The 24,652-nt window shown below is 70.0% G+C and carries 19 protein-coding genes; 7 read left to right on the forward strand and 12 right to left on the reverse strand.

The genetic code is table 11. From position 1 onward, the window contains the following. Positions 1–220 precede the first annotated feature (220 nt). Positions 221–1,411, forward strand: coding sequence for a zinc-dependent alcohol dehydrogenase (locus EHO50_RS41650; protein WP_128437078.1), 1,191 nt, complete (start codon positions 221–223; stop codon positions 1,409–1,411). Positions 1,412–1,469: 58 nt separating this feature from the next. On the opposite strand, the gene EHO50_RS41655 is transcribed toward EHO50_RS41650, so the two are convergent. After that, on the reverse strand, positions 1,470–2,540 hold the full coding sequence (locus EHO50_RS41655) for an ATP-dependent DNA ligase (protein ID WP_128437079.1): 1,071 nt from the start codon (positions 2,538–2,540) through the stop codon (positions 1,470–1,472). A 75-nt stretch (positions 2,541–2,615) separates the two neighbouring features. On the opposite strand from EHO50_RS41655, the gene ligD reads away from it, so the two are divergent. Next, entirely contained in the window at positions 2,616–3,626 is a 1,011-nt protein-coding gene (gene ligD, locus EHO50_RS41660) for a non-homologous end-joining DNA ligase (protein WP_128437080.1), read from the forward strand. Positions 3,627–3,637: 11 nt separating this feature from the next. On the opposite strand, the gene EHO50_RS41665 is transcribed toward ligD, so the two are convergent. From EHO50_RS41665 to EHO50_RS41685, 5 genes are all read right to left on the reverse strand, one after another. Beyond that, the gene (locus tag EHO50_RS41665; RefSeq protein WP_128437081.1) at positions 3,638–4,468 is read right to left on the reverse strand and encodes a hypothetical protein; all 831 of its coding nucleotides are present in this window, start codon (positions 4,466–4,468) and stop codon (positions 3,638–3,640) included. Continuing rightward, positions 4,468–7,206 carry a CHAT domain-containing protein gene (locus tag EHO50_RS41670; RefSeq protein ID WP_128437082.1) on the reverse strand — a complete coding sequence of 913 codons (2,739 nt, stop codon included), beginning with the start codon at positions 7,204–7,206 and terminating at the stop codon, positions 4,468–4,470. Before EHO50_RS41670 ends, EHO50_RS41665 begins: the two co-directional genes overlap by 1 nt. Before the next feature lie 28 nt (positions 7,207–7,234). Beyond that, a complete protein-coding gene (locus tag EHO50_RS41675; protein ID WP_128437083.1) occupies positions 7,235–8,149 on the reverse strand; it encodes a chlororespiratory reduction 6 domain-containing protein in 915 nt (304 codons plus the stop codon). 136 nt (positions 8,150–8,285) lie between these two features. After that, positions 8,286–10,481, reverse strand: a complete 2,196-nt coding sequence (locus tag EHO50_RS41680; RefSeq protein WP_128437146.1) for an OmpL47-type beta-barrel domain-containing protein — start codon at positions 10,479–10,481, stop codon at positions 8,286–8,288. A 14-nt stretch (positions 10,482–10,495) separates the two neighbouring features. Further along, positions 10,496–12,973, reverse strand: a complete 2,478-nt coding sequence (locus EHO50_RS41685) for a ThuA domain-containing protein (protein WP_181449796.1) — start codon at positions 12,971–12,973, stop codon at positions 10,496–10,498. 178 nt (positions 12,974–13,151) lie between these two features. Between EHO50_RS41685 and EHO50_RS41690 the strand changes: the two genes are divergently transcribed. The 3 genes from EHO50_RS41690 (at position 13,152) to EHO50_RS41700 (ending at position 16,251) form a co-directional block, all read left to right on the forward strand. Beyond that, positions 13,152–14,159 carry a multicopper oxidase domain-containing protein gene (locus tag EHO50_RS41690; protein ID WP_128437084.1) on the forward strand — a complete coding sequence of 336 codons (1,008 nt, stop codon included), beginning with the start codon at positions 13,152–13,154 and terminating at the stop codon, positions 14,157–14,159. 14 nt (positions 14,160–14,173) lie between these two features. Then, positions 14,174–15,112 (forward strand): ornithine cyclodeaminase family protein, encoded by a 939-nt coding sequence (locus tag EHO50_RS41695; protein ID WP_128437085.1) that lies wholly within the window; start codon positions 14,174–14,176, stop codon positions 15,110–15,112. Positions 15,113–15,213: 101 nt separating this feature from the next. Further along, on the forward strand, positions 15,214–16,251 hold the full coding sequence (locus EHO50_RS41700) for a LacI family DNA-binding transcriptional regulator (RefSeq protein ID WP_128437086.1): 1,038 nt from the start codon (positions 15,214–15,216) through the stop codon (positions 16,249–16,251). Positions 16,252–16,350: 99 nt separating this feature from the next. On the opposite strand, the gene EHO50_RS41705 is transcribed toward EHO50_RS41700, so the two are convergent. Continuing rightward, positions 16,351–17,142, reverse strand: coding sequence for a VOC family protein (locus EHO50_RS41705; RefSeq protein WP_128437148.1), 792 nt, complete (start codon positions 17,140–17,142; stop codon positions 16,351–16,353). A gap of 295 nt (positions 17,143–17,437) precedes the next feature. On the opposite strand from EHO50_RS41705, the gene EHO50_RS41710 reads away from it, so the two are divergent. Further along, entirely contained in the window at positions 17,438–17,692 is a 255-nt protein-coding gene (locus EHO50_RS41710; RefSeq protein WP_181449797.1) for a WhiB family transcriptional regulator, read from the forward strand. Positions 17,693–17,884: 192 nt separating this feature from the next. Here the strand turns inward: EHO50_RS41710 and EHO50_RS45750 are convergent, their stop codons facing one another. The 5 genes from EHO50_RS45750 to ssgD all read right to left on the reverse strand — a co-directional run bounded on the left by EHO50_RS45750 (position 17,885) and on the right by ssgD (position 23,276). Then, entirely contained in the window at positions 17,885–18,010 is a 126-nt protein-coding gene (locus EHO50_RS45750) for a hypothetical protein (protein WP_281288319.1), read from the reverse strand. A 573-nt stretch (positions 18,011–18,583) separates the two neighbouring features. Continuing rightward, positions 18,584–19,561, reverse strand: a complete 978-nt coding sequence (locus EHO50_RS41720; protein WP_128437088.1) for an acyl-ACP desaturase — start codon at positions 19,559–19,561, stop codon at positions 18,584–18,586. Between the two features lie 217 nt (positions 19,562–19,778). Continuing rightward, complete coding sequence (gene ddaH, locus EHO50_RS41725; RefSeq protein WP_128437089.1) at positions 19,779–20,555, reverse strand: dimethylargininase; 777 nt, start codon at positions 20,553–20,555, stop codon at positions 19,779–19,781. Positions 20,556–20,869: 314 nt separating this feature from the next. Beyond that, on the reverse strand, positions 20,870–22,495 hold the full coding sequence (locus EHO50_RS41730; protein WP_128437090.1) for an ABC-F family ATP-binding cassette domain-containing protein: 1,626 nt from the start codon (positions 22,493–22,495) through the stop codon (positions 20,870–20,872). 364 nt (positions 22,496–22,859) lie between these two features. Further along, positions 22,860–23,276 carry a spore wall synthesis regulator SsgD gene (ssgD, locus tag EHO50_RS41735; protein ID WP_128437091.1) on the reverse strand — a complete coding sequence of 139 codons (417 nt, stop codon included), beginning with the start codon at positions 23,274–23,276 and terminating at the stop codon, positions 22,860–22,862. Between the two features lie 223 nt (positions 23,277–23,499). On the opposite strand from ssgD, the gene EHO50_RS41740 reads away from it, so the two are divergent. Next, complete coding sequence (locus EHO50_RS41740; RefSeq protein ID WP_128437092.1) at positions 23,500–24,603, forward strand: WD40/YVTN/BNR-like repeat-containing protein; 1,104 nt, start codon at positions 23,500–23,502, stop codon at positions 24,601–24,603. The last annotated feature ends 49 nt before the right edge of the window (positions 24,604–24,652 follow it).

Raw genomic sequence — 24,652 nt, forward strand, 5'->3', positions numbered from 1 at the left:
GTGCGCGCCCCTGGTTGCCCGCTCACCGGTTGCCTGCTCACCGTCGTCACCCGCAGCCACCCGCCCTGTCCGTGTAGTTAATTGTGCACTTATCAGTTGATAGGAGGCCATACCTGAACCGGCGGCCCTACCTGACCAGCGGTTCGGCCGGGGAGCGCAGGGGTACCCGGGCGGCCACCGCACGAGCGGACGCGCACACGTGACGGAGGGAGCGCGGGCGATGAGGGCTGTGACCTGGCAGGGCAAGCGGGACGTGCGCGTGGAGAACGTGCCCGATCCGACGATCCAGGAGCCGACGGACGCGGTCATCCGCATCACGTCCACCGGGTTGTGCGGCTCCGACCTGCACTTGTACGAGGTGCTGACGCCGTTCATGACACCGGGGGACATCCTCGGTCACGAACCGATCGGCATCGTCGAGGAGGTCGGCGCCGCGGTGCCGGACCTGCAGGCGGGGGACCGGGTCGTGGTGCCGTTCCAGATCGCCTGCGGCAACTGCTGGATGTGCCTGACCGGGCTGCCGACCCAGTGCGAGACCACCCAGGTCACCGGCGAGGGCATGGGCGCCGCCCTGTTCGGCTACACCCGTCTGTACGGTGCGGTGCCGGGCGCCCAGGCCGAGTACCTGCGGGTCCCGCAGGCGCAGTTCGGCCCGATCAAGATCCCGGAAGGACCGGCCGACGACCGGTTCGTCTATCTCTCCGACGTCCTGCCCACCGCCTGGCAGGCGGTCCGCTACGCCGAGATCCCGGAGGGCGGCAGCATCGCCGTGCTCGGCCTCGGGCCCATCGGCGACATGGCCTGCCGGGTCGCCCAGGTGCTCGGTGCCGGGCGGGTGTTCGGCGTGGACCTGGTCCCCGAACGGCTGCGGCGGGCGCGCGAGCGGGGTGTCGAGACGTACGACCTCAGGAGCTTCGACGACGAGAAGGAACTGGTCGCCGCCATCCGTGACCAGACCGACGGCCGCGGTCCCGACGCCGTCATCGACGCGGTCGGCACCGAAGCCCATGGCAGCGCCGCCGCGCGGCTGGCCCAGCAGGCCTCGGCGATGCTGCCGCGCAAGCTGAGCGGTCCGCTCGCCGAACGCTTCAGCGTCGACCGGCTCTCCGCCCTCTACACCGCCATCGACCTGGTGCGGCGCGGCGGCACGATCTCCCTGTCCGGCGTGTACGGCGGCACGGCGGACCCGATACCGCTGCTCACCCTGTTCGACAAGCAGATCCAGCTCCGGATGGGGCAGGCCAACGTGCGCCGCTGGAGCGACGACATCATGCCGTACCTGACGGACGAGGACCCCCTCGGCGTCGACGACTTCGCCACGCACCGCGTGCCGCTGAGCGACGCCCCGCACGCGTACGAGATGTTCCAGCGCAAGCAGGAAGGTGCGGTCAAGGTGCTGATGAAGCCCTGACTCCGGCTCGGCTTTCCCGTCCGGCCTGTGGCGAAGTCCCTGTCACGCCTACTCCCTGTCAGGCCTGCGGCGCGAAGATCTCCGCGAGGTCGTAGCGGACCGGCTCCTCCAACTGCGCGTAGGTGCAGCTCTCGGGCGTGCGGTCCGGGCGCCAGCGGCGGAAGCGGGCCGTGTGCCGGAAACGCACCCCGTTCTCCATGTGGTCGTACGCCACCTCGGCCACCCGCTCCGGCCTGAGCGGCACCCAGGACAGGTCCTTCTTGCCCGACCAGCGGCTCGGCGCGCCCGGCAGCCGGGCCGACTCGTGGGCCGCCTCCTCGGCCCAGGCCGCCCAGGGATGCCCCGCGGCATCCGCCATGCGCAGCGGCTCCAGCTCCTCGATGAGTTCGGCGCGCCGCTTCATGGGGAACGCCGCCGACACACCCACATGCTGGAGGGTGCCCCGTTCGTCGTGGAGACCGAGCAGCAAGGAGCCCACGACCGGTCCGCTCTTGTGCAGGCGGTAGCCCGCGACGACGACGTCCGCCGTGCGCTCGTGCTTGATCTTGAACATGGCCCGCTCGTCCTGGAGGTAGCGCAGGGTGAGCGGCTTGGCGATGACACCGTCCAGTCCGGCCCCCTCGTACTGCTCGAACCACCCCTGAGCCGTCTCGATGTCGGTCGTCGCCGGCGCCACATGCACCGGCGCCGTCACCCCGGACAGCGCCATGGTGAGCATCGCCCGCCGGTCCGCCAGCGGGGTCTCCAGCAGCGACTCGTCCGCCAGCGCCAGCAGGTCGAAGGCCACGAACGACGCCGGGGTCCGCTCGGCCAGCATCCGCACCCGGGAGTCGGCCGGGTGGATGCGCTCGGTGAGCGCGTCGAAGTCCAGCCGTCCCTCCCGAGCGATGACGATCTCCCCGTCCAGCACGCACCGCTCGGGCAGCCGCTCCTTCAACCCCGCCACCAGCTCGGGAAAGTACCTGGTCAAAGTCTTGCCCGTACGGCTCCCCAACTCGACCTCGTCCCGATCCCGAAATGCGATCGCCCGAAACCCGTCCCACTTCGCCTCGTACTGCATGCCCGGCGGGATCTTCGCCACCGACTTGGCGAGCATCGGCTTCACGGGCGGCATCACCGGCAGGTCCATGCTGTCGATTCTGCTCGCATACGGCTGCCGCCGCCCGGTGTGCGAGGTGTGCCGGGTCCGCCTACCGTGGCTCGCATGGGCGAAGCGGTGGAACTGGAAGCGGGCGGCCGGACCGTTCGCCTGTCCAACCCGGGCAAGATCTTCTTCCCCGAGCGCGGCTTCACCAAGCTGGACCTCGCCCGCTACTACATCGCAGTCGGCCCCGGCATCCTGCGCGCCCTGCGCAACCGCCCCACCACCCTGGAGCGCTACCCGGACGGCGTCACCGGCGAGTGGTTCTTCCAGAAGCGGGCGCCCAAGAACATGCCCGACTGGATCCCCACCGCCCACATCACGTTCCCCAGCGGCCGCAGCGCCGACGAGATGTGCCCCACCGAGGAGGCCGCCGTCCTGTGGGCCGCCCAGTACGGCACGCTCACCTTCCACCCCTGGCCGGTGCGCCGCGACGACGTGGACAGCCCCGACGAACTCCGCATCGACCTGGACCCACAGCCCGGCACCGACTTCGACGACGCCGTCCGCGCCGCCCACGAACTGCGCGCCGTCCTGGACGAGTTCGGCGGCCTGCGCGGCTGGCCCAAGACCTCCGGCGGCCGCGGCCTGCACGTCTTCGTGCCCATCGAGCCGCGCTGGACCTTCACCCAGGTCCGGCGCGCCGCCATCGCGGTCGGCCGCGAGATGGAACGCCGGATGCCCGAGCAGGTGACGATCAAGTGGTGGAAGGAGGAGAGAGGCGAACGCATCTTCATCGACTACAACCAGACGGCACGCGACCGCACGATCGCCTCCGCCTATTCCGTACGACCACGCCCCCACGCCCCCGTCTCGGCCCCCCTGCGCTGGGAGGAGGTCGGCGAGGCCCACCCCCAGGACTTCGACCTCGCGACCATGCCCGCGCGCTTCGCCGAACTCGGCGACGTGCACGCGGACATGGACGACCACCGCTTCTCGCTGGACGCGCTGCTGGAACTGGCCAACAAGGACGAACACGACCACGGCCTCGGCGACCTGCCGTACCCACCCGAGTATCCGAAGATGCCGGGGGAGCCGAAGAGGGTGCAGCCGAGCCGGGCCCGCAAGACCTGAGTACGCCTCGGCTACTCGCCCTCTTCGACTGCCGGATCCGGATCGGGCTGCGGGACGTACTCCAGGGCCGCCTCCGGAGTGTCCTGGATCTCCTCCAGGATCTCGGGCGGTACCTCGGCCGGGCGGTCGCGGGACGTCCGCAGGCCGGGCACATACCCGTAAGCGGCCTCGATCCCCCGTAGGAACCTGCGGCGCAGCCGCAGCACCCGGTAGAAGGGTGTCACCGTAGCGCCGACCAGCTCGCACACCAGCTCGGAGGAATGGGTGCTGCGCGCCTTCGAGGCCAGATCGGCGAGGCCGGCCGGCCCCGCTCCGGCGGTTGCCCTCGCGGTGAACTCGATCGTGGCGCCCTTCTCCCGAGCCATGAGAACCGTGCCGGACTGCGCGGTCACGAGGTGGCTGACCACACACCAGTCCAACTCCCAGTCCCCGGCGAGATAGCGGTTCAGCAGTTGCTTCGCCACCTTCGGCTGGGACGCGAGATGATGTTCGCTCAACCCCTGGTACACGACGAGGACGGCGTACTTGCGGGTGAACGTGACCTTCATGCGGCCTTGGGCATCGGCCAGGTTCGCCACCGGTACGCCTGTCTGCGCCACGGTGCCGTGCGTCACCTCGACAGCGCCTTTGGTGTACCAGACCAGCCCGTCATCGGTTCGGGGATCCACAGAGGCCGACTCGATGTCCTGATCGCGGAGGTTGCCGACAGGCACGACGGTCCGCTTGAGTACCGTGCCGTACGCGCCCAGCGCCTGCCGTGACGACGGATGCCAGGTCACCCAGTAGCCCGGGCCCCAGAGCCCGGTGAGGGAGCGGACGAACTTCCGGGAGGGATCGGCCATCAGTCGACTCCGTAGTGTTGGAAGCAGTCGATGTACATGCTGTCGGCGAACGGGGGGTCGAACGGCGGCAGATCGTCGGTGTCCAGCAGCGAGGCCGCCTCGGCCCGGGACATGGTGGCGAGCCGTTCCCGTGCCGCTGCCAGCGCGGCGGACGGGCTGCCCTCGTACGCAAAGTAGAACGCCCGCATCAACAACGCCGCTGCCGAGTCGGAAGCGGGCCACAGGGATGCCACGACATTGCGGGCCCCGGCGACCAGGAACGCTCCGGGCAGACTGGTGAACTCGCTGGCCGCATGGAGCCGGGACAGCCCCGACGTGCACGCCGAGAGGACCACCAGCGTGCAGTGCGGCATGTGCAGCCGCCCGGTGATCTGCGCCGCGGTGAACAGGCCGGACCCGGACGCGGTCGTCCGCCGCGCCCCGAGCGGATCCGGCGAAGGCGACGGCAGCACCTCGAGCCCGGAGAGATAGGAGTTCTCGGCGTCGAAGTGTCCGTGGCAGGCGAAATGCACTCGCCCCGCCTCCGGCAGCGTGGCGAGCAACCGGCCGATCTCCGGAGCGCAGTCCTGATAGCCCAGCCCCGCCGAGACGTCCCCGGCGGCGTGCGGCAGTGTTCCGGAAGGGTCTCCCACCGAGATCCAGGGACGCCGGCCGTCACGCTGTCGCGCCCGCAGCAGAGGCAGGGCTCCGGGCGTCGGGAGCACGCTCACGGCACTGTTTTCCCACCGCGTCGCCAGCCGCCAGTACGGCAGGTGGAACAGCTCGTTCTCCGGACTGATCAGAACCCGCCGGGGCGGCCGGGAGCAGACCGACTCGACCGTCTCGGCCACGGGGCCGAGAAGTACCGTGTCGAGATCCCGGAGGGCCTCCCGCACGAGGAAGCGCGTCTCGTCCACCTCGTCGGGGTGGGGGTCCAGGGACTCGCGATAGGCGCGCTGCAGCCGGCGGAGGAACCGACGCCGCGTGCTCTCGTCCCAGGCGATCAGCCGAGCCGAGGCTTGTCCGGTGTCCGCGAGGCAGGTGACGACGACTCCCTCGGGCACGGTCAGCAGGTCGACGAGCACCTCCTGAGGGGCCAGCGCGGCGGCCAACTCGTCCGTCGGTACCGGAGCGGAACTCACGGCGAGTGTCAGCTTCCTGGCGTCGGCCGCCCGCTCCAGACGCTGTGCGGTCCGGTCCCGCTCGGCCACGGATTCGGTGAGGCTCTCGCGGTGCGCCGCGGCCAGCTGGACGGCGGCCTCGGCGGCCCGCAGATCGAGCATGGCGGACACCAGCTCGGGGTCGGCGTGCTCCTCGACGATCCGGCCGACGCGCAGCGCCTCGGTCGTGGTGGCAGCGCGGGCGCGCTGCCCCAGTTCCAGCAGCGCGTCGGGACGCGGTCGCATGCCGGTGCGACCGGGGCCCTCGCTGGTGTCGTCGCCGGCCTGGTGCAGGACGGCAGCCATGAAAATGGCGGTGTCGTACGCACGGGAGAGGGTGATCGCCACGTTCTGGCTCAGCTCGACGGTGGTGGCACCATCGCGCAGTCGCTCACCCAGCTCGATGGACTGATCGATCTCGTGGCGGGCCTCGTCCACCCAGGTCTGGTAGAGGAGGTGACGGGCGAGGTTGGTGCGGGAACGGACCTCCCGCAGCGCGTCGTCGGAGCGCCGGGCCGTAGCGATGGCCGCTCGCAGTGCCATCTCGGCCTGTTCCGGCTGTTTGCACTGAGCGAGCGCGGCCCCGAGCGCGTTGCGGGCGTCGGCTTCGAGGTCGGTCTGGTGCACACGGCGGGCGTCGGCGATGGCCTTCCGGAACAGCGGCACGGCCTCCGCTGCCCGCTCGGGCGCGCGCAACATGATCGCCGACGCGCGCTGCCATGCCGATGCGCCCTCCTCCCCGTCCGCCTCCAGCCCCGTCAGATCGTGCCGCCAGTGGCCCGCCCAGTTGCGGTGACCCGCGCGGTCGGCCTCCGCCGCCGCATCGTTGAGGAAGTAGTTGGCGCGCCGCACATCGCCGAGCATCTCCCACGTGATGCCCGCCTCACTGAGGGCGAACGCGGCTGTGAGACGATCGTCCGCGGCGAGCGCCAGGCTCCGGGCGTCCTCCAAGGCGGTGAGCGCCTCCTCGAACTGACCGGCCTGCCGGGCGAACAGGGCGTGCTGGATCGCGAATCTGGCCGGCGTGTGCAGGATCTCGCCGGCCCGGTCCGACGTGATGCGGGCACGGACCCGGCACGCGGCGCGCACCTGGTCCAGAGCCCTTACGGTGTCCCCGCTCCGTGCCGCCAGGGTCGCCTCGTCGAACAGCAGCATGCAGAGGTCGTTCGCACTCCCCAGCCGTTCGGCGGATGCGACGACCGCGGGACAGTCCTGGAAGAACTCCTCCCGACGGTCCAGCAGGACAAGCGCGCGAAGGCGGAACCTTCGGGCCTCCAGTTGTGTCAGTTCGTCGTCGGCCAGCAGGTCCACAGCCCGTTCGAGGAGCGGCAGGGCCGGTTCCGGAAGGTTCAGTTCGAGCAGGCGCAGAGCTCCGCTGCCGAGGACCTGGCCGCGCACGACACCGCCGAGCGGTTCGGCGGCCGCGTCAGCGAGGTCCGTCAGGACCAGGACGCCGTCCACGCTGTGGGCCGCGTCGATCATCGACTGAAGATGCGCCACTTCGGCCCATCGTCTCGACCAGTCGACGGCACCGGCCGTGCTGCGAATGATCTCCTCGGCATCGGCTTTGGCCAGTCGTCCGTCCAGCACGGCCGACACGACATCGACAACTCCTGTTCCGTCCCGGTCAGAAGCCATCGCCCAGCCTGTCACCGAGTTCCTCGACGAGGACGTTCAGATGCTCCAGGAACCCTTCGGGCCAGTCGCCGAAGACCAGTCGTGCGGCCTCGTCCGGATCATCCTGGAGCCACTCCGCGAAACGTCGGGTGCAGTGCAGGAACCTCGCGGCCTGGAGGATGACGCCTGGGTGGTCGAGCCGTACACCCCCTCCCGACCACGCGTCTTCCGGCGCCAGACAGGACAGCCAGGTGAACAGCGTCCCGAGACGCTCCGGCAGGAAGTAGTACGGCAGATAAGGCAGTCGTTCGGAGAGGAGGAAGACATAGGCCCGTACCTCGGGAACCTCCCACACCTCGCGCGGATCGTCCGGCGGGATGTCGAAGGAGATGGCCACCCGGCCGCGTAACTCCCTGAGCTGCTGAAGCCGTTCCGGTCCCCGCTCGCCCTCGTGGCGGGAGAACAGGGCGACGAAGGGATAGATGTCGGCCGAGTCGAGCATCTGTCGTTCCACCGTGATCAGCATCGGCCGCTCATCGGGCACTTCGTCGACGGAGATCAACCGGTCCGACTCGGCGTCGAGGATGCCGACTTCGGGTTCCGTGACCACGAGCCCCGCTGACTCGAGTTCGTCCGCCACCCATACGGACAGCGTGTCGTCGTCGAACTCGTCCTCGTACAGTGCGGCGAGTGTCTGCGCCAGCTGGGCGTGTCCGTGCCAGGTGCCGGCACGCTGCCTGGCGAGGTGTACGCACTGACGGCAGGTGGCCGCGGTCTGTTCGGGATCGGACCCGACGAGTTCCTTGAGGGCGTTGAGATTCATGTGCTGGGTGCCGTCCCCGAGGGGTACGCCCAAGGCCAGAACGCGCTGCTGGAAGGTGGGTTCGTCCCCTGTCGTGCCGTTGTCGTCGTCCAATTCGGGCATGCACGCCCCCGTCCCCCGTGGCGCTCAATCCGCCGTGATGCCGGAAGTGTAGAGGAGCGTCCCCGGACGAGGTCCCCTTCCGCGCGAATTGTGAGCCCGCGGAAGGGGACGACCCGCCTGCGTTCGGGAGCCGTTGTTACAGCTCCTTGATCCGGATGTCCCGGTACGAGACCACATCCGTCGTGCCGTGCACCTGGAGGCCGATGTGGCCGGAGGCGAACCGTCGTCCGTCCGTGCCCGGGTCGTCCGAGCGGGGCGGGGTGAAGTCCTGGCTGCCGATGTTGTCGAACTCGTTGATCAGCACGCCGTTGCGGTAGACCGAGTAGTGCTGGTCGACGACGCGGATCTCGTAGTCGTTCCAGGTGCCCTTCTGGGTGACGCCGGCACCGGCGAGGCCCACGCGGTCGAAGCCGTAGATCGAGCCCGTCTTGTACATGTCGCCGTCAGGACGGTCGAGCACCTGCACCTCGTGCCCGTACTTGATGGCGACCCACTCGGGCCGTGACTCCTCGGGGTGGTCGTGGATCCACGGGAAGCGGACGAAGACACCGGAGTTGGCGTTGCCGGTGCCCGGGGCGTCGTCGCGCCACTGGAGCCGGAGCGAGAAGTCGCCGTACTTGCGCTCGGGGAACCACAGCATGCCCAGCCCGGGCTTGCTGGTGCCACTCGTGATCGAGCCGTCGCCGTTCGGTGCGAACGAACCGCCGCCCACCTGCTGCCACTTGGCGAACGACTCCGCGCTGCCGTCGAGGATCGTGCGGTAGCCCTCGGTCTGTCCGGGCTTGCCGATGCCTGACTGCCGGGCGGCCTTGCGGATGGCGTCGTACTCGCGCTGGTCGACGACCCCTTCCTTGAGCAGCTTGTCGAGGACCGTCGTCACGTGCTTGAGGAACAGCGCGTGGGACGTCCATTGCTTCTCGTCCTCGATCAACTCGTTTATCCGGCAACGGTTGTTGGTGAGCCGGTTGGGGACGCCTGAGTCCACCGTGCCGACGATCACCGTCAACCGCTCGTCGAATTCGGGGCAGTTGGGGGCCGGGACCTGGCCGGCCACCACCGTGAAGGTCACCGTGCGGGCCGCGGAGGTGTTGCCGGCCTTGTCCGTCGCCCGGTACGCGAGGGTGTGCGTGCCCGCGCGGTCGACGACCACCGGGGCGCCGTACGCGAGATACGGCCCGCCGTCGAGCGAGTACTCGATCCGGTCGACACCCGAGCCGTGGTGCTCGTCGGTCGCGGTGACCGTCACCTTGGCGTTGCCGATGTACGCCCCGGACGAGTTCTTCGTGCCCTCGACACTCACGCCGGTGACCGGCGCGGTCGTGTCCGGCTGGGGCGCCGCCACGACCGTGAACTGCACGCTCTTCTCGGCCGCGACGTTCCCCGCCTTGTCGGTGGCCCGGTAGCGCACCGTATGGCTGCCGACCTCGTGCACCATCACGGGCGCGGTGTACGGCTGCCAGGCGCCGGAGCCGATCGCGTACTCGATGGTGTTGACGCCGGAACCGGTGTCGGAGGCGGAGACGGTGACGGTCGCCATGTCGACGTACGTGCCGTCGGGGTTCTGCTCCCCGCTGACCGTCGCCGACGTCTCCGGCGGGGTCGTATCGTCGGTCTGCGGCGCCGCGACCGTGAACGCGACACTCTTCTCTGCCGAGACGTTCCCCGCTTTGTCGAAGGCGCGGTAACGGATCTTGTGGTCGCCGACCTGGTCGACGACGACCGGGGTGGTGTACGGCTGCCAGGCGCCCGCGTCGCCGATCGCGTATTCGGCGTGGTCGACCCCGGAGCCGCCCGCCTCGTCGGTGGCGTGGATCGCCACGCTCGCCGAACCGACGTACTGCCCCTGCGAGTTCTGTGTCCCGCTGACGTGGGCCGACGCCTCGGGTGCCGTCGTGTCCTCGCCGCTGCCCTCGGTCACCACGAGGATGCCCTGCATCTGGCCGTGGCCGGGAATCGTGCAGTAGTAGCGGTAGCGGCCGGGAGTGAGCGTGACCTCGGCGGTGTGGCGGCCGCCCTGGTCGTCGTTCGGGTTGGCAAGGATGTTGAGCTGGACGTCGTTGTTGAACTCGGGGTCGGAGGTGTCGAACGTCAACGTGTGCGGCATTCCGGTGGTGTTGCCGGTCGCCGTGCTGTTCTCGAAGACGATCGTCGCCGTGCCTGCCACGGCGGTCGTGGGTGCCGAGGCGTACTTGGTGATGTCGTCGCCGGCGGTCCAGGTCAGGACCTGTTCGGCGGCTGCTTGCGGCTGCGGCAGCGGCTGTGGTTGTCCGGTCGCGGGCAACGCCTGCAGCCCGAGCACCACGAGCAGCGCGGCCAACAGGGCCGCCCACATTCTTCGTTGTCGTGTCACTGCGTCCCCCTCGCCAGCTGGTCGGCGGCCGGAGTGGGCCCGCCGCCCGTGTAAGTGACCCGCCACAGCGCCGACTTGACGTCCGAGGTGAAGAAGCCGCGGCCGTAGTCGAGTACGTACAGCGCGCCGTCCGGACCGAACTTCCAGTCCATGAGGTTCTTGATGCCGTCGTTGCCGATCGGCACGATCTTCTTCAGCGACTCCGAGTGGACCGGCAGACCGCCGTCACCGTGCGTCTTCGGGTCGGTGATCACCGCGTTGCGCGGCTGGTCGGCGTCGTAGAAGTCGCCGACGAACCACTTGCCGTCCCAGTAGGCCGGCCACTTGGTCTCGCCGGCGCTCGCCGCGTCGTACCGGTAGAACGGCCCGTTCATCGCCGCCTGGCCTCCGCCCTTGAGCCACGGCAGCAGATACGTGGACTCCTCCTGCTTGTACGACGGGACACCGTTGGCGTCGCGCGGGAAGTCCGGGGCGCCGCCCTGAGGCGAGTACCAGATGTTGTTGCCGGTGACCGGCGGGAGGTTGACGAGGCCGTCGTTGTTCGGCGACTCGTTCTTCGGGTGGTCGCAGTCGTACCAGCCCAGTGGCTTGGTCGGGTCGGGCAGATTGCGGTCCCGGTAGGGCTGCTTGTTGCCCATGCAGTACGGCCAACCCCGGTTGCTCGCTTTGGTGATGACGGCGAACGTGTCGTACTTCGCCGGGCCCCACGTGGGGGAGGGCGCCGAGGCGTCCGGGCCGACCCAGCCCGCGTACAGGATGTCCGTCTTCTTGTCGACGAAGATCCGAGCGGGGTTCCTGACCCCCATCACATAGATCTCGCCGCGCGTCTTGCCGCCGCCCTCGTCGGTCTCCCGGCCCGTGAAGAGGTTGCCCTCCGGCAGTGTGTACGTGCCGTCGGGCTCCGGGTGGATGCGCAGGATCTTGCCGTTGAGGTTGTTGGTGTTGCCGGCGGTGCGGCGCGCGTCGGCGAAGGACACGCCCTTGTAGTTCGGCTCGGGGTTGTTGCCCGAGTAACCGTCGCTGAAGCGGCTGGAGTTGTTGTCGCCCGTCGCGATGTACAGGTTGCCCTTGGAGTCCCAGGCCATCCCGCCGCCCGCATGGCAGCAACTGTGGACCTGCACCGGCCACTTGAGCAGCACTTTCTCACTGCCCATGTCCAGCTTGTCGGTGGCGAGGTCGAGCGTGAAGCGGGAGACGCGCCGCTCGGCCATCCTGGTGTCGCGGTTGATCTGGGAGTGCGGGGTGTAGTGCAGATACACCCAGCCGTTCTCCTCGAAGCGCGGGTCGAGTTCGATGCCGAGGAGCCCCTCCTCGACCTTGATCAGCTCGTCGCCACCGCCCTTGTTGCCGAAGACCGTCAACGCCCCGGCCAGGGTGACTTTCTTGGTCTTCGGGTCGTAGACGTGGATCTCGCCCTTGCCCTTGCCGATGTCCGGGTTGTTCCAGTCGGTGATCACCGGCTGGGAGGAGTCGGCGCCACCCCGGCCGATGTACAGGACGCGGCCGTCGGGAGCCGTGACCAGGCCGTGCGGCTCGCCGATCTGGTCGTTTTGGCCGGGCTGGTTGGGCTGGGTGAGGCGCTCGGCCTTGTAGTTGCCGGTGATGGTGGCCTTGCAGTCGGCCCGCACGAGCCGGGTGGTCCACAGCAGGGCGCCGCGCAGATGCGTACGGAAGTCGGTCTCGTCGTACGACGACACCGTGCCGCCCATGCCGGTGTAGAAGGAGCGGCCGCCGTCGTAGTCACGGCACCAACTCACCGGATGGTCCCAGCCGTTGGCGCCCGTGCCCGGCTGGTAGCTCGACTCCCGTACCCGGGCCACGGTGTGCACCGCACCCGACGGGTTCTTCGCCCAGTTCAGCCACTTGTCCGGCCGTTTCCACTGCACCGGCAGTTCCTTGGTGGCCGGATGCTGCCGGTCACCGACCTCGACGACGGCTCGCTGTACGTTCGTCGGGCCGCCGGCCGCCGGGCGGGCGCCGACGAGGCCGGTGAACCAGTCCGAGTACGGCTCGGCGCGGGCCGCGTCATGGATGCCGACGAAACCGCCGCCCGCCTCCATATAGGCCTCCAGGCCCGCCTCCTGCTCGGGGTCGAGGACGTCGCCGCCGCCGGTCAGGAACACGATGGCGTTGAAACGGCCCAGCTCGGTCTCATCGGTGAAGACCGAGGCGTCGTTCGTGGCCTCGACCTTGAAACGCTGGTCGGTCGGACCCGACAGGCCGATCTTCTCGATCGCCTCGATGCCGGCGTTCACCAGAGGCGACTCGTCGCCGGCGGCCGCGGACCCGTAGAAGATGAGCACCCGAACATTCGCGCCGCCCGGCGGCGACTTGACGGACATCGTTGTCAGGGGTGGTTCCGGAACCGGGCGCGCGTCGGCCGCCGGAGCCGACATCAGCCCGGCGGCGACGATCCCGGTGGTCACAGTGGCCACCCAGGTCTGTCTTCTCGTGCTCAACCCTCGTAAGTGCATGGGCACCTCCACGGTCACAGCAACAGCGACAAGGAAGCTAGACCCCTTTGAACGACTCGCCAATACCTATGGCCGTACTGGGACCAACTTTGTCCTGCATGTGGATAAACGGCGGAGTGGCCGGTACCGTCTCACCGGTTCATCCCCGTAATTTCCGTACCGCCGTAGGGAGTTCGGCATGAACGAGGGCAGCTTCGGCAGACGCGGCTTCGACCGGCGTGCCTTCAACAGACGCGTGTTGCTGGGCGGTGCGACCGTCGCGACATCGTTGTCCCTGGCGTCGGTGCCCGAGGCCGTGAGCGCCGAAACACCCCCGAGGACGGCCCCGGCCGGCGGCGAGGTCCGGCACATCAAGCTGTACGCCGAGAAGCTCGCCGACGGACAGATGGGCTACGGCCTGGAGAAGGGTAAGGCCACGATCCCCGGCCCGCTGATCGAGCTCAACGAGGGCGACACTCTGCACGTCGAGTTCGAGAACACGATGGACGTGCCGGTGAGCCTGCACGTCCACGGCCTCGACTACGAAATCACCAGCGACGGCACGAAGTTGAACAAGAGCGACGTCGAGCCCGGCGGCACCCGCACCTACACCTGGCGCACCCACGCCCCCGGCCGCCGCAAGGACGGCACCTGGCGGGCGGGCAGCGCCGGTTACTGGCACTACCACGACCACGTCGTCGGCACCGAGCACGGCACGGGCGGCATCCGCAAGGGCCTCTACGGGCCGGTGATCGTCCGGCGCAAGGGCGACATCCTCCCGGACGCGACCCACACCATCGTCTTCAACGACATGCTGATCAACAACAAGCCGGCGCACAGCGGTCCCGACTTCGAGGCGACGGTGGGCGATCGCGTCGAGTTCGTGATGATCACGCACGGCGAGTACTACCACACCTTCCACATGCACGGTCACCGCTGGGCGGACAACCGCACGGGCATGCTCACCGGGCCCGACGACCCCAGCCAGGTCATCGACAACAAGATCGTCGGCCCGGCTGACTCGTTCGGGTTCCAGGTGATCGCGGGGGAGGGGGTCGGGGCGGGGGCGTGGATGTACCACTGCCATGTGCAGAGCCACTCCGACATGGGGATGGTGGGGTTGTTCCTGGTGAAGAAGGCGGACGGGACGATTCCCGGGTACGAGCCGCACGAGCACGGAAATCAGTCGGGCGAGCACGAACACTGACGCATCATGGGCGGGTGACGCTTGTTCTGACGCGTGGTGACCTGGAGTCCGTACTACAGCCGCAGGCTTGCCTGACCGCGCTGCGAGAGGGATTCCGGGACGCGGACGCCATACGGGTCGCAGGGCAGCGGCTGCGGACCGATCTGCCGTTCCCGGGCACGGCCACCGCGCTGATCCCCGGCCTGCTGCCGGGCATCGAGGCGTACACCGTGAAGGTCAACGCCAAGTTCCCCGGCGCGCGGCCCGCGTTGCGCGGGGTGGTCTGCCTGCACAGCGGGCGGGACGGGGAGTTGCTGGCGCTGCTGGACTCGGCCACGGTGACGGCGTGGCGTACGGGGCTGTCGGCGGCGTTGGGTACGCACGTGCTGGCCGGCTCGGGAGAAGTCCTCGGCGTGATCGGTGCCGGCGCCCAGGCCGAGTTGATGGTGCGCGGGCTGGCCGTGCTGCGGCCGCGGCGCGCACTCGTCGTCCATGACACTGACGCGGACCGGGCCGCCGCGTTCGCCGCACGGCACGGAGGCGGCCGGGTGGTCGGCTCGGCGAGAGAGGTCGCGGCGACCGCCGACACCGTACTGCTGGCGACCTGGTCGCGGGCGCCGCTGCTGCGGCTGTCGGACACGCGGGACGGCCAGCACTTCACGAGCCTGGGCGCCGACGAGCCCGGCAAGCAGGAGCTGGCCGCCGATCTCCTTCGAGCCGCGCTGCTCGTCGTGGACGACCGTGAACTCGCCGCGAACATGGGGGCGTTGGCGGCGCCCGGCCTTCCGGTGGCGGCTGCGCAGGCCACCCTGGGGGAGGTGCTGCGGGGCGCGCATCCGGGGCGCGTGAGCGTCGAGGGCCGTACCGTCTACGCGCCGGTCGGGCTGCCCTGGCAGGACCTGGCGCTGAGCTGGGTGGCGTATCGGGCGGCGGAGCGGCAGGGTGTGGGGCGGCGGGTGGATCTGCTGGCGTGAGGCGTGAGTTCCAGCAGCGGTTTCGGTGATCCGAGAGCGCTCTCACCTCCGGCTCCCGCCACGGCTATCCTGATCCGCAGCCACCCACGAGGAGCCCCGAAGTGACCGACACCGCCCAGCGCCCCACCCTGGAGGCCGTGGCCGCACGGGCCGGGGTCTCGCGGGCCACCGTGTCCCGGGTGGTCAACGGCGGGGACGGGGTGCGCGAGCCCCTCGTGGAGCGGGTCCGCAAGGCGGTGGAGGAGCTCGGGTACGTGCCCAACCAGGCCGCTCGCAGCCTGGTCACCCGGCGGCACGACGCCATCGCCGTCGTCGTCGCCGAACCGGAGACCCGCGTCTTCGCCGACCCCTTCTTCGCGCTGCAACTCCGTGGGATCAGCAAGGAGTTGACGGCACACGACAACCAGCTGGTACTGCTCCTCACAGAGGGTCGCGACGACCACGCCCGGGTCGGCCGCTATCTCGCCGGCGGGCATGTCGACGGAGCGCTCGTCTTCTCACTGCACCTCGACGACCCGCTGCCCGGACTGATCCAGCACGCCGGAGTCCCCACCGTGTTCGGCGGACGCCCCGACTGGAGCGGCGACCGGCGTGGCGTGGTGTACGTCGACAGCGACAACCGTGGCGGCGCCCGCGACGCTGTACGCCACCTCGTCGGCCTCGGCCGCAGCCGCATCGCGCACATCACCGGCGCCCTCGACCAGACGTCGGCGGTGGACCGGCTCGACGGCTACCGGGATGTCATGGTCGACGCCGATCCGCGGCTCATCGTCGAGGGCGACTTCACACCGGCCGGCGGCGAGCGGGCGATGCGGGAACTCCTCGTACGCTGCCCGGACCTGGACGCCGTGTTCGCCGCCAACGACCTCACCGCGGCGGGGGCACTGCGGGTGCTGCGTGAGTCGGGGCGGCGGGTGCCGGAGGACGTCGCGGTGGTCGGGTTCGACGACATGCTGCCGGTCGCGGAACAGACCGAGCCGTCGCTCACGACGGTCCGTCAGGACATAGAGGAGATGGGCCGGTTGATGGCCCGGCTGTTGCTCCGGGGCCTCGACCGGCACGCAGTCGAGCAGGGCGTCGGCGCCGCACCGTCCAGTGTGGTGCTGCCTACCACGCTGGTACGTCGCGCGTCCGCGTAGTCCGGTCGTCCGTGTAGTCGGGTCGTCCGTGTAATCCGGCCGTCCGCGCAGTCCGGTCGTCCGTGCGCAGTACGGCCGGCCGAGGCATTGGTCCCCCCCTCAGCTCTGCGGCGGCGCGCTCTTGATCACCGCGAAGCGTGCGCCGTACGGGTCGGTGAGCTTGGCGATACGGCCGACGTCCGGCAGGTCGGTGGCCGGCATACGGACCGTGCCGCCCAGCTCCTGCGCCTTGGCGACCGTGGCGTCGGTGTCCGTGACCTCGAAGTACGGCAGCCAGTACGCCGGTCCCTGCGCCTCCGCCGGGTCGTCGGCCTTGTCGACGACCCCGCCGAACATGGCGTCCTCCCCTTCTCCGGCCGGGCCGAACGTCGTGTACGTGCCGCCGTAGAAGTCCAGAGCGAAGGTCTCCAGTCCCAGCGTCGCGTGGTAGAAGCCTGCCGCGGCCGGTACGTCCGTGGTGTACAGCTCCAACCAGCACAGCGAGCCGGGCTCCTGGACGACGTCGAGGCCCTTGTTGCTTCCGGGCTGCCAGAGGCCGAAGGACACGCCCGCCTTGTCGGCGAGGATGGCCATGCGGCCCAGGTCCATCACGTCCATGGGCTGGATCAGCACCGAGCCGTGCGCCTGCTCGGCCGCCTTCGCGGTGGCGTCCGCGTCCGGTGTCTGGAAGTACACCGTCCAGGACGGCGGACCCTGCTCCTCGGTGGTCTGCATACCGCCGGCCGTCGTCCTGCCGTCCAGTTGGAAGAGCCCGTACCCGCCGGTCTCGGGCCCACCCGGCTGGAACCGCCAGCCGAACAGGCCGCCGTAGAAGGAACTGGCGCCCTCGATGTCGGGTGTGCCGAGATCGATCCAGTTCGGCGCGCCGGTGACATAACGAGTGGTGAGCATCATCGCCCTCCTCGGAAGGGTCCCGTTGCCTGTTGTGCTGTCCGTTCTGCTGTCTGCTCTGCCGAGTCTTGCACCGCCCACTGACAATCGCTGCCGGAGCGCTGCCGCCGGCTGAGGCGACGGCCGTGGTCACCGTAGGTGACCGGCAAGGGCCTTCCTGGTTTTCACCCGTTTCCGCGCGCCGCCGTGCACCGCGGCGCGCGGAGGGAGACCATCGAGTCGGCCGGGGGCCCTGCGGCGCGGCGTTGATCCCGCGTTGATCGAACGTTTTTCGCCGACCGGCACGATCCTGCGCATGCACATCGACACGATCACGACGGTCACCTCGCCCGAGCTGGACTGGCAGCAGGAGGCGTTGTGCGCGCAGACCGGGGCGGACTTCTTCTTCCCCGAGCCGGGCAGCTCCGTACGGGAGGCGAAGCGGATCTGCGGCCTGTGCCCGATCCGCTCCGCCTGCCTCGAGTACGCGCTCGACAACGACGAACGCTTCGGCGTCTGGGGCGGCCTGTCGGAGAAGGAACGCCTGGCGCTCAGGCGTACGTCACGCTGAACCGCCACGTCCGCGTCGGCGTTGCCGCGCCTCACCCAACCAGCATCTCTGCCCCTGCGGCGCCCAGCGTGACCGCCTGCTCCGGCCGCCGTCAGGCAGCCCGCGGCGCTCGTCCAGCCGAGCAGCGCGTCCTTGCGCGCCGGGGCACCGGCGAGCGGATACGCGTGCGGCAACTGCAGGGTGGGGAGGCCCTTACGCATTCCAGGCCGCCTCGTGCCGGAAGCCGCCGGTGACGAAGTGGGCGTACATCGTGCCGAGCGTGAAGCGTGCCGCAAGCACGGTCGCCGTGCCGATCATCGTCGAGTCCAGGCGCCCCACGTCAACCGGTGGTCCAGGCTCTCGGGCTGATACTCCGGCCCCGGCACGTACCTCGGCGCTCAATCCCGACCTGTAGCCGTAGCCTTGGCCTCGGCCTGTAGCGCGGGCCCGTAGGTCCGGCGCCCTGGCCGTAGCTCCGGCCCTCGGCCTTCAGCCCTCGTCGCGTAGCCCAGGCCCTCGGCCTGTAGTCCCGGCCTGGGGACGTGCCGGCGGTACTCAACCCCGGCCCCTTGGGCCGTGGCCGCAGCACGTAGCGCCGGTGCTCAACCCCGGCCCTCAGCTCCTGGCCTTCAGCCCCCGGCCCTCGGCCTCGACCCGTAGCTTTGGTCCTCGGCCTGCAGCGCGGGCCCGTAGGCCCGGCGTTCTGGCGGTAGCCCCGGCCTGGGGACGTGCCGGCGGTGCTCGACCCCGGCCTCTCGGGCCGTGGCCGCGGCACGTAGCGCCAGCGCGCCACCCCGGCCGTCAGCTCCTGGCCTTCAGCCCCCGGCCGTCAGCTCCCGGCCTTCAGCCCCCGCCGTCAGCTCCCGGCCTTCGGCCCTCGGCCCCCGGCCCCCGACCTTCAGCTCCCGGCCCTCAGCCCCCAGCCCGAGCCGCCATCCGGGCCTTTCGGGCTGCCAGCTTCTCGTCGAACTTCAGGGCTTCCGCGTCCAGGCCGCCCATGTAGAGGCCCAGTTCCTCCTGGGCCTTCTGGCCCTCGGGGCCGAGGCCGTCGATCTCCAGGACCTTCAGGTGGCGGAGGACGGGCTGGAGGACGTCGTCGTGGTGGATGCGCAGGTTGTAGACCTCGCCGATGGCCATCTGCGCTGCCGCGCGCTCGAAGCCGGGGATGCCGTGGCCGGGCATGCGGAAGTTGACGACCACGTCCCGTACCGCCTGCATCGTCAGGTCGGGGGCGAGTTCGAACGCGGCCTTCAGCAGGTTCCGGTAGAAGACCATGTGGAGGTTCTCGTCGGTCGCGATGCGCGCCAGCATGCGGTCGCAGATCGGGTCGCCCGACTGGTGCCCGGTGTTGCGGTGCGAGATGCGGGTCGCGAGCTCCTGGAAGGCGACGTAGGCGACCGAGTGCAGCATCGAGTGCCGGTTGTCCGACTCGAAGCCCTCGCTCATGTGGGACATGCGGAACTGCTCCAGCTTGTCCGGGTCCACCGCGCGCGAGGTGAGCAGGTAGTCGCGCATCACGATGCCGTGCCGCCCCTCCTCGGCGGTCCAGCGGTGCACCCACGTACCCCAGGCGCCGTCACGGCCGAAGAGCGAGGCGATCTCGTGGTGGTAGCTGGGCAGGTTGTCCTCGGTCAGGAGGTTCACCACGAGCGCGATGCGGCCGATCTCGGTGACCTTGGACTGCTCCTTGTCCCAGGCCTCCCCGTCCTCGAAGAGGCCCGGGAAGTTGCGGCCGTCCGTCCATGGCACGTACTCGTGCGGCATCCAGTCCTTGGCGACCTTCAGATGCCGGTTGAGTTCGGTCTCGACCACTTCCTCCAACGCGTACAGCAGTCGGGCGTCGGTCCAGGCGGAGGACGGGCTGCCGAGGTGAGGGGAAGTGATCGTCACGGGAACTCCAGGGGGACGCACAGCACAGGAAACTGACCGGCGAGCGGTTGCCGGAACTTACGGGATCGTAGGCTACGAACCCGTAGGTTACGAAGCCGTAGGTTAAGGGCGACGTAAAGAGTGCTGATCAGCCGCCGTGCGGCCGGGATTTCACGGGTATGCGCAAAGCCCCGGGACCCGCAGGTCCCGGGGCTGAAGGCGCGATCCGCTCAGGCGGTCAGGCGTACAGATCCCGCATCCGCACCGAGAGGCATGTCACACATCCTTCGAGCTTCTCGAACTCGCTGATGTCGACCTGAACGGGCTCGTGGCCGAGGTCGGCGAGCAGCTCCGCCGTCTTCGGCGCGCTCGCGGCCATGAGCAGCTTGTCGCCCCCGAGCAGCACCACATGCGCCCCGGACTCCTCCGGCACCGGCAGGAAGCGGGGGAAGAGGGAGGGGACGTCCAGCTGCGGGATGCGCCCGAGGATCGTACCGTCGGGCAGTGCGGTGATCGCCGACTTCAGGTGCAACACCTTGCTCACCGGTACGGCGACGACCCGCGCCCCCAGCGGCTCGAAGGCGGCCCGCAGCTGCTGGACGCCGGCCGCGTTGGTGCGGCCCCCACGGCCGACGTAGATCGTGTCGCCGACCTTCAGCACGTCGCCGCCGTCCAGCGTGCCCGGCTCCCAGATCCAGTTCACGGAGCAGCCGAGCGAGGCCACGGCCTCCTCGACGCCGATGGTCTCCTCGCGCCGGGACTCGGCGCCGGGCCGGGTGATCAGCGCGACGTTCCGGTACATGACGACCGTGTCCTCGACGAACACCGAGTCGGGGCAGTCGTCGGCCGGATCGACCTCGATCGTCTCCCAGCCGTGCGTGCGCAGGGCCTCCGTGTACGCCTCCCACTGCTCGACCGCGAGATCGACGTCGACCTTCTCCCGCTCGATGTGCGTCACCAGCCCTTCGGCGAGGCGCGGGCTCGGGCGGCGGACGAGGGCCTTCTTGCTGGGCACGGCGGGATCTCCGGATCGGTGGCGGGTTGCGGCGCCCATGATGAAGGGGCACCGACCCGCCATCATGCAGGGCCTACCCGCCCGTACAAAACCCTCGGGGGCAGGCTGTGGCCCTCCTGAGATGCTCCGCGGTGAAGGAGGCGGGGGATTCGAGGAGCTGTCGCGGAGAGCCCTCGAAGATCATCCTTGAGACTCCCCCAGTGCCTGAAGGGCCTGGGGGACCCCAGTCGTTCACCGCCGGAGAGCGCGGACAGTCCCGCAGGGCGCGCAGCCGGCGCCGGGTGTCGGCAGCCGGTGCTGCACACCGACCGAAGCTAGGCGGGATACCCGACAGCTTCTGGCGTGATTTCCCTGAGTTCTCCGTCCTCCATCATCAGCCAACGTGTGATGCCGATCGACTCCAGGAACGGCAGGTCGTGGCTGGCCACGAGCAGCGCCCCCTCGTACGACTCCAGGGCCGTGGTGAGCTGCCGTACGCTCGCCATGTCCAGGTTGTTCGTCGGCTCGTCCAGCATCAGCAGCTGCGGCGCGGGCTCGGCCAGCAGCAGCGCGGCCAGCGCCGCCCGGAAGCGCTCACCGCCGGACAGGGTCGCCGCCTTCTGGTCGGCGCGGGCGCCCCGGAACAGGAAGCGGGCCAGCCGCGCCCGGATCCGGTTGTTGGTGGCGTCCGGCGCGAACCGGGCCACGTTCTCGGCGACCGAGAGCTCGCCGTCGAGCACGTCGAGCCGCTGCGGCAGGAAGCGGAGCGGGACGTGTGCCGTCACCTCACCCGACACCGGCGGCAGCTCCCCGGCGATCGTCCGCAGGAGCGTCGTCTTGCCCGCGCCGTTGCGCCCGATCAGCGCGATCCGCTCCGGTCCGCGCAGATCGAAGCCGCCGCTCACGCGCGCACCGTAGGCCAGCTCCAGGTCCATGAGCGTGAGGACGTTCCGGCCCGGTGGTACGGCCGTGTACGGCAGGTCGACGCGGATCTCGTCGTCGTCCCGTACGGCGTCCACCGCTTCGTCGAGCCGTTCCTTGGCCTCGGCGAGCTTCTCCTCGTGCATGATGCGGTGCTTGCCGGCGGACTCCTGTGCCGCCCGCTTGCGCGCACCCATGACGATCTTCGGCTCGCGCTTCTGGTCCCACATCTTCTGCCCGTACCGCTTGCGTCGGGCCAACTTGACCTGGGCGTCGACCAGTTCGCGCTTCTGCTTCTTCAGATCGGCCTCGGCGACGCGCACCATGCGCTCGGCGGCCTCCTGCTCGGTGGCGAGTGCCTCCTCGTACGCGGAGTAGTTTCCGCCGTACCAGGTGATCTCCCCCGAGCGCAGATCGGCGATCTGGTCGACGAGGTCCAGGAGTTCGCGGTCGTGGCTGACCACCACCATCACCCCCGGCCAGGCGGCGACGGCTGCGTAGAGCCGCCTGCGTGCGTACAGGTCGAGGTTGTTGGTGGGCTCGTCGAGCAGCAGGACGTCAGGTCGGCGCAGCAGCAGTGCGGCCAGGCGCAACAGCACCGACTCGCCGCCCGACACTTCGCCGATCGTCCGGTCCAACTCGACGTGGCCGAGCCCCAGTTCGCCGAGGGTGGCCAGGGCCCGCTCCTCCACGTCCCAGTCGTCGCCGACGGTCTCGAAGTGCTCCTCGGCCGCGTCGCCCGCCTCGATGGCGTGCAGTGCGGCTCGCTGGGCCGCGATACCGAGGGCCTCGTCGACCTTGAGGGCGGTGTCGAGCGTGACGTTCTGCGGGAGGTAGCCGACCTCGCCCGCGACGCGCACGGCGCCGTCGGCCGGGGCGAGTTCACCGGCGATGAGCTTCAACAGGGTTGATTTCCCTGACCCGTTGACGCCGACCAGCCCGGTCCGGCCGGGGCCGAACGCGACGTCGAGGCCCTCGAAGACGGGAGTGCCGTCGGGCCAGGTGAAGGAGAGGGACGTACAGGTGATGGAAGTAGACATACGGGCCTCCGCGGATGCTCGAAGCGATCAAGGGCAAACGCGTATCGAGACACCGGCGACCAACGGGGAGGCCTCATGGGGCCTCTGGGCCATGAGAAAAGCCCTGCTCCGGAGGACGGCTCGAACGCCGAGGTCGCACGCAGCGCACACACACCTCAGGTGTGACGCGGTGTCTCAGGACCTCAGACGAGCAACGTCCTTCTCCAATCGACGGCAACAGGACCGTTGTAGACGTTAGGAGGGGGGCCCGGGGCTGTCAACGGAATTAAATGAGCGCAGGTTCGGCTGGACTACCCCGAGCCCCCTCCAAGGACGGGACGGGACGGGGCGGGACGGGTGGGAGCGGCGGGGCGAGAATCCCGCCTCAGCAAGCGTCCCGCATCAGTTCCGCCAGGTCACGGTCCAGGTCGAGCTGGAGGTGCTCCAGACCGAGAGGCACCAGCTCGCTGGTGGACCGCAGGAAGCGCTGCACGTCGCCCGTGCGGATGTGCACGACGGCCGTGCCCTCGGGCGCATGGAACTCCAGCACCGTACGCTCGAAGCCGTACGGCCGCACCCGGACGTCGCCGTGCCCCTCGGGCCCCTCCAGGCCGGCCACGAGCAGCTCGCGGCTGAAGGTCCAGCAGACCTCCACGCCCTCCAGGGTGGCCGGGGCCGGGAACGTCATGCGGACGGCGAACGGGTCGCGCCGGTCGTAGTGAAGGGTCGCGGGAATGCTCGGCATCCGCGGTGCGGCGGCGACGAGACGGGCCTCAACGGGCTGCTCGATTACGGTGGACAACGCCATGCTCCCTTGTGACAGCTGGACGAACTTCCGGGCGGACGAGACCGGGCACTGGTAGAGACGACGGAATCAGCCAATCCGTGCATCCCAGATTCGAGTGACCTCTGTCACCGCCGTCATGCATGGGAGTGGCTCGTTCGTCCTCCCGTGCCGGGAAAGTCACATGTGGCCGGCGGGGCCATCTGGACGACACCGGGGTGGTGGGCTAGCTTCCCCCGCCATGAGGCGTTCGGGGAGCACGCGACGGTCGGGGCGTACATTTCGGACAGTGGCCGCGGGGGTGGCGTGCGGGGCGGCGCTGGCCGCGCTGACGGCCGTACCTGCGCAGGCGCACGAGCCGGAGCGCCGGGCGCCGCACTGGGAGCTCAAGGACAGCGGCACTGCCGAGGTGCGCTTCCGTGGGCTGTCCGCGGTCAGCCGGAACACCGCCTGGCTGGCCGGAACCCAGGGCACCGTCCTGCGCACCACCGACGGCGGCGCGACCTGGCGGAACGGCTCGCCGCCCGGCGCCGCCGAGCTGCAGTTCCGGGACATCGAGGCGTTCGACGGGCGGCGCGCCGTGGTGCTGGCCATCGGAGAGGGCGAGGCGTCGCGCGTGTACCGCACGGAGGACGGCGGCGCGACATGGACCGAGTCCTTCCGCAACACCGACGCGCGGGCCTTCTACGACTGCATGACCTTCTTCGACCGCCGCCACGGCCTGGCGATGAGCGACCCGGTGGACGGAAGGTTCCGCATCCTGTCGACCAGTGACGGCGGCCGCTCGTGGAAGGTGCTGCCCGGCGAGGGAATGCCCGCCGCGCTGGACGGCGAGGCCGGGTTCGCCGCCAGTGGACAGTGTCTGGTCAGTTCCGGGCCGAAGGACGTCTGGCTGGCCACCGGCGGGGCCGCACGCGCGCGTGTGCTGCACTCCGCCGACCGGGGGCTGACCTGGACGGCCGCCGACACGTCGATCCCGGCGGGCGACCCGGCCCGCGGCGTCTTCGCGCTCGCCTTCCGCGACCGTACGCACGGCCTTGCGGTCGGCGGCGACTACCGCCCCGACCAGGCCTCCCCGCAGGCCGCCGCACGCACCGCCGACGGCGGCCACAGCTGGTCGCCCGCCGCCACGCCCCCGCCCGCCTACCGTTCCGGCGTCGCCTGGCTCCCGCACAGCCGTACCGCCGCCCTCGCGGTCGGCCCCACCGGCACCGACCTGACGACGGACGGCGGCCGCACCTGGCGGGCCGTCGACACCGGCTCGTACGACACCGTGGACTGCACGCCGGATCTGGGCTGCTGGGCGGCGGGCGAGAAGGGCCGGGTCGCGCGGCTGGAGAGCTGACGCCGGAATGTGGGTACTCGGGCGCCGACTGCGAGAGGAGTGACCGGAC

Origin of the sequence: Streptomyces cyaneus (genome assembly GCF_004028635.1) — a bacterium.
In the GTDB taxonomy this organism is placed as follows: Bacteria; Actinomycetota; Actinomycetes; order Streptomycetales; family Streptomycetaceae; genus Streptomyces; species Streptomyces cyaneus.

Coding starts and splice junctions, on each gene's coding strand:
- EHO50_RS41650 (WP_128437078.1), top strand. CDS start 221: ATGAGGGCTGTGACCTGGCAGGGCAAGCGGGACGTGCGCGTGGAGAAC.
- EHO50_RS41655 (WP_128437079.1), bottom strand. CDS start 2,540: ATGGACCTGCCGGTGATGCCGCCCGTGAAGCCGATGCTCGCCAAGTCG.
- ligD (WP_128437080.1), top strand. CDS start 2,616: ATGGGCGAAGCGGTGGAACTGGAAGCGGGCGGCCGGACCGTTCGCCTG.
- EHO50_RS41665 (WP_128437081.1), bottom strand. CDS start 4,468: ATGGCCGATCCCTCCCGGAAGTTCGTCCGCTCCCTCACCGGGCTCTGG.
- EHO50_RS41675 (WP_128437083.1), bottom strand. CDS start 8,149: ATGCCCGAATTGGACGACGACAACGGCACGACAGGGGACGAACCCACC.
- EHO50_RS41680 (WP_128437146.1), bottom strand. CDS start 10,481: ATGTGGGCGGCCCTGTTGGCCGCGCTGCTCGTGGTGCTCGGGCTGCAG.
- EHO50_RS41685 (WP_181449796.1), bottom strand. CDS start 12,973: ATGCACTTACGAGGGTTGAGCACGAGAAGACAGACCTGGGTGGCCACT.
- EHO50_RS41690 (WP_128437084.1), top strand. CDS start 13,152: ATGAACGAGGGCAGCTTCGGCAGACGCGGCTTCGACCGGCGTGCCTTC.
- EHO50_RS41705 (WP_128437148.1), bottom strand. CDS start 17,142: ATGCTCACCACTCGTTATGTCACCGGCGCGCCGAACTGGATCGATCTC.
- EHO50_RS41710 (WP_181449797.1), top strand. CDS start 17,438: ATGCACATCGACACGATCACGACGGTCACCTCGCCCGAGCTGGACTGG.
- EHO50_RS41730 (WP_128437090.1), bottom strand. CDS start 22,495: ATGTCTACTTCCATCACCTGTACGTCCCTCTCCTTCACCTGGCCCGAC.
- EHO50_RS41740 (WP_128437092.1), top strand. CDS start 23,500: ATGAGGCGTTCGGGGAGCACGCGACGGTCGGGGCGTACATTTCGGACA.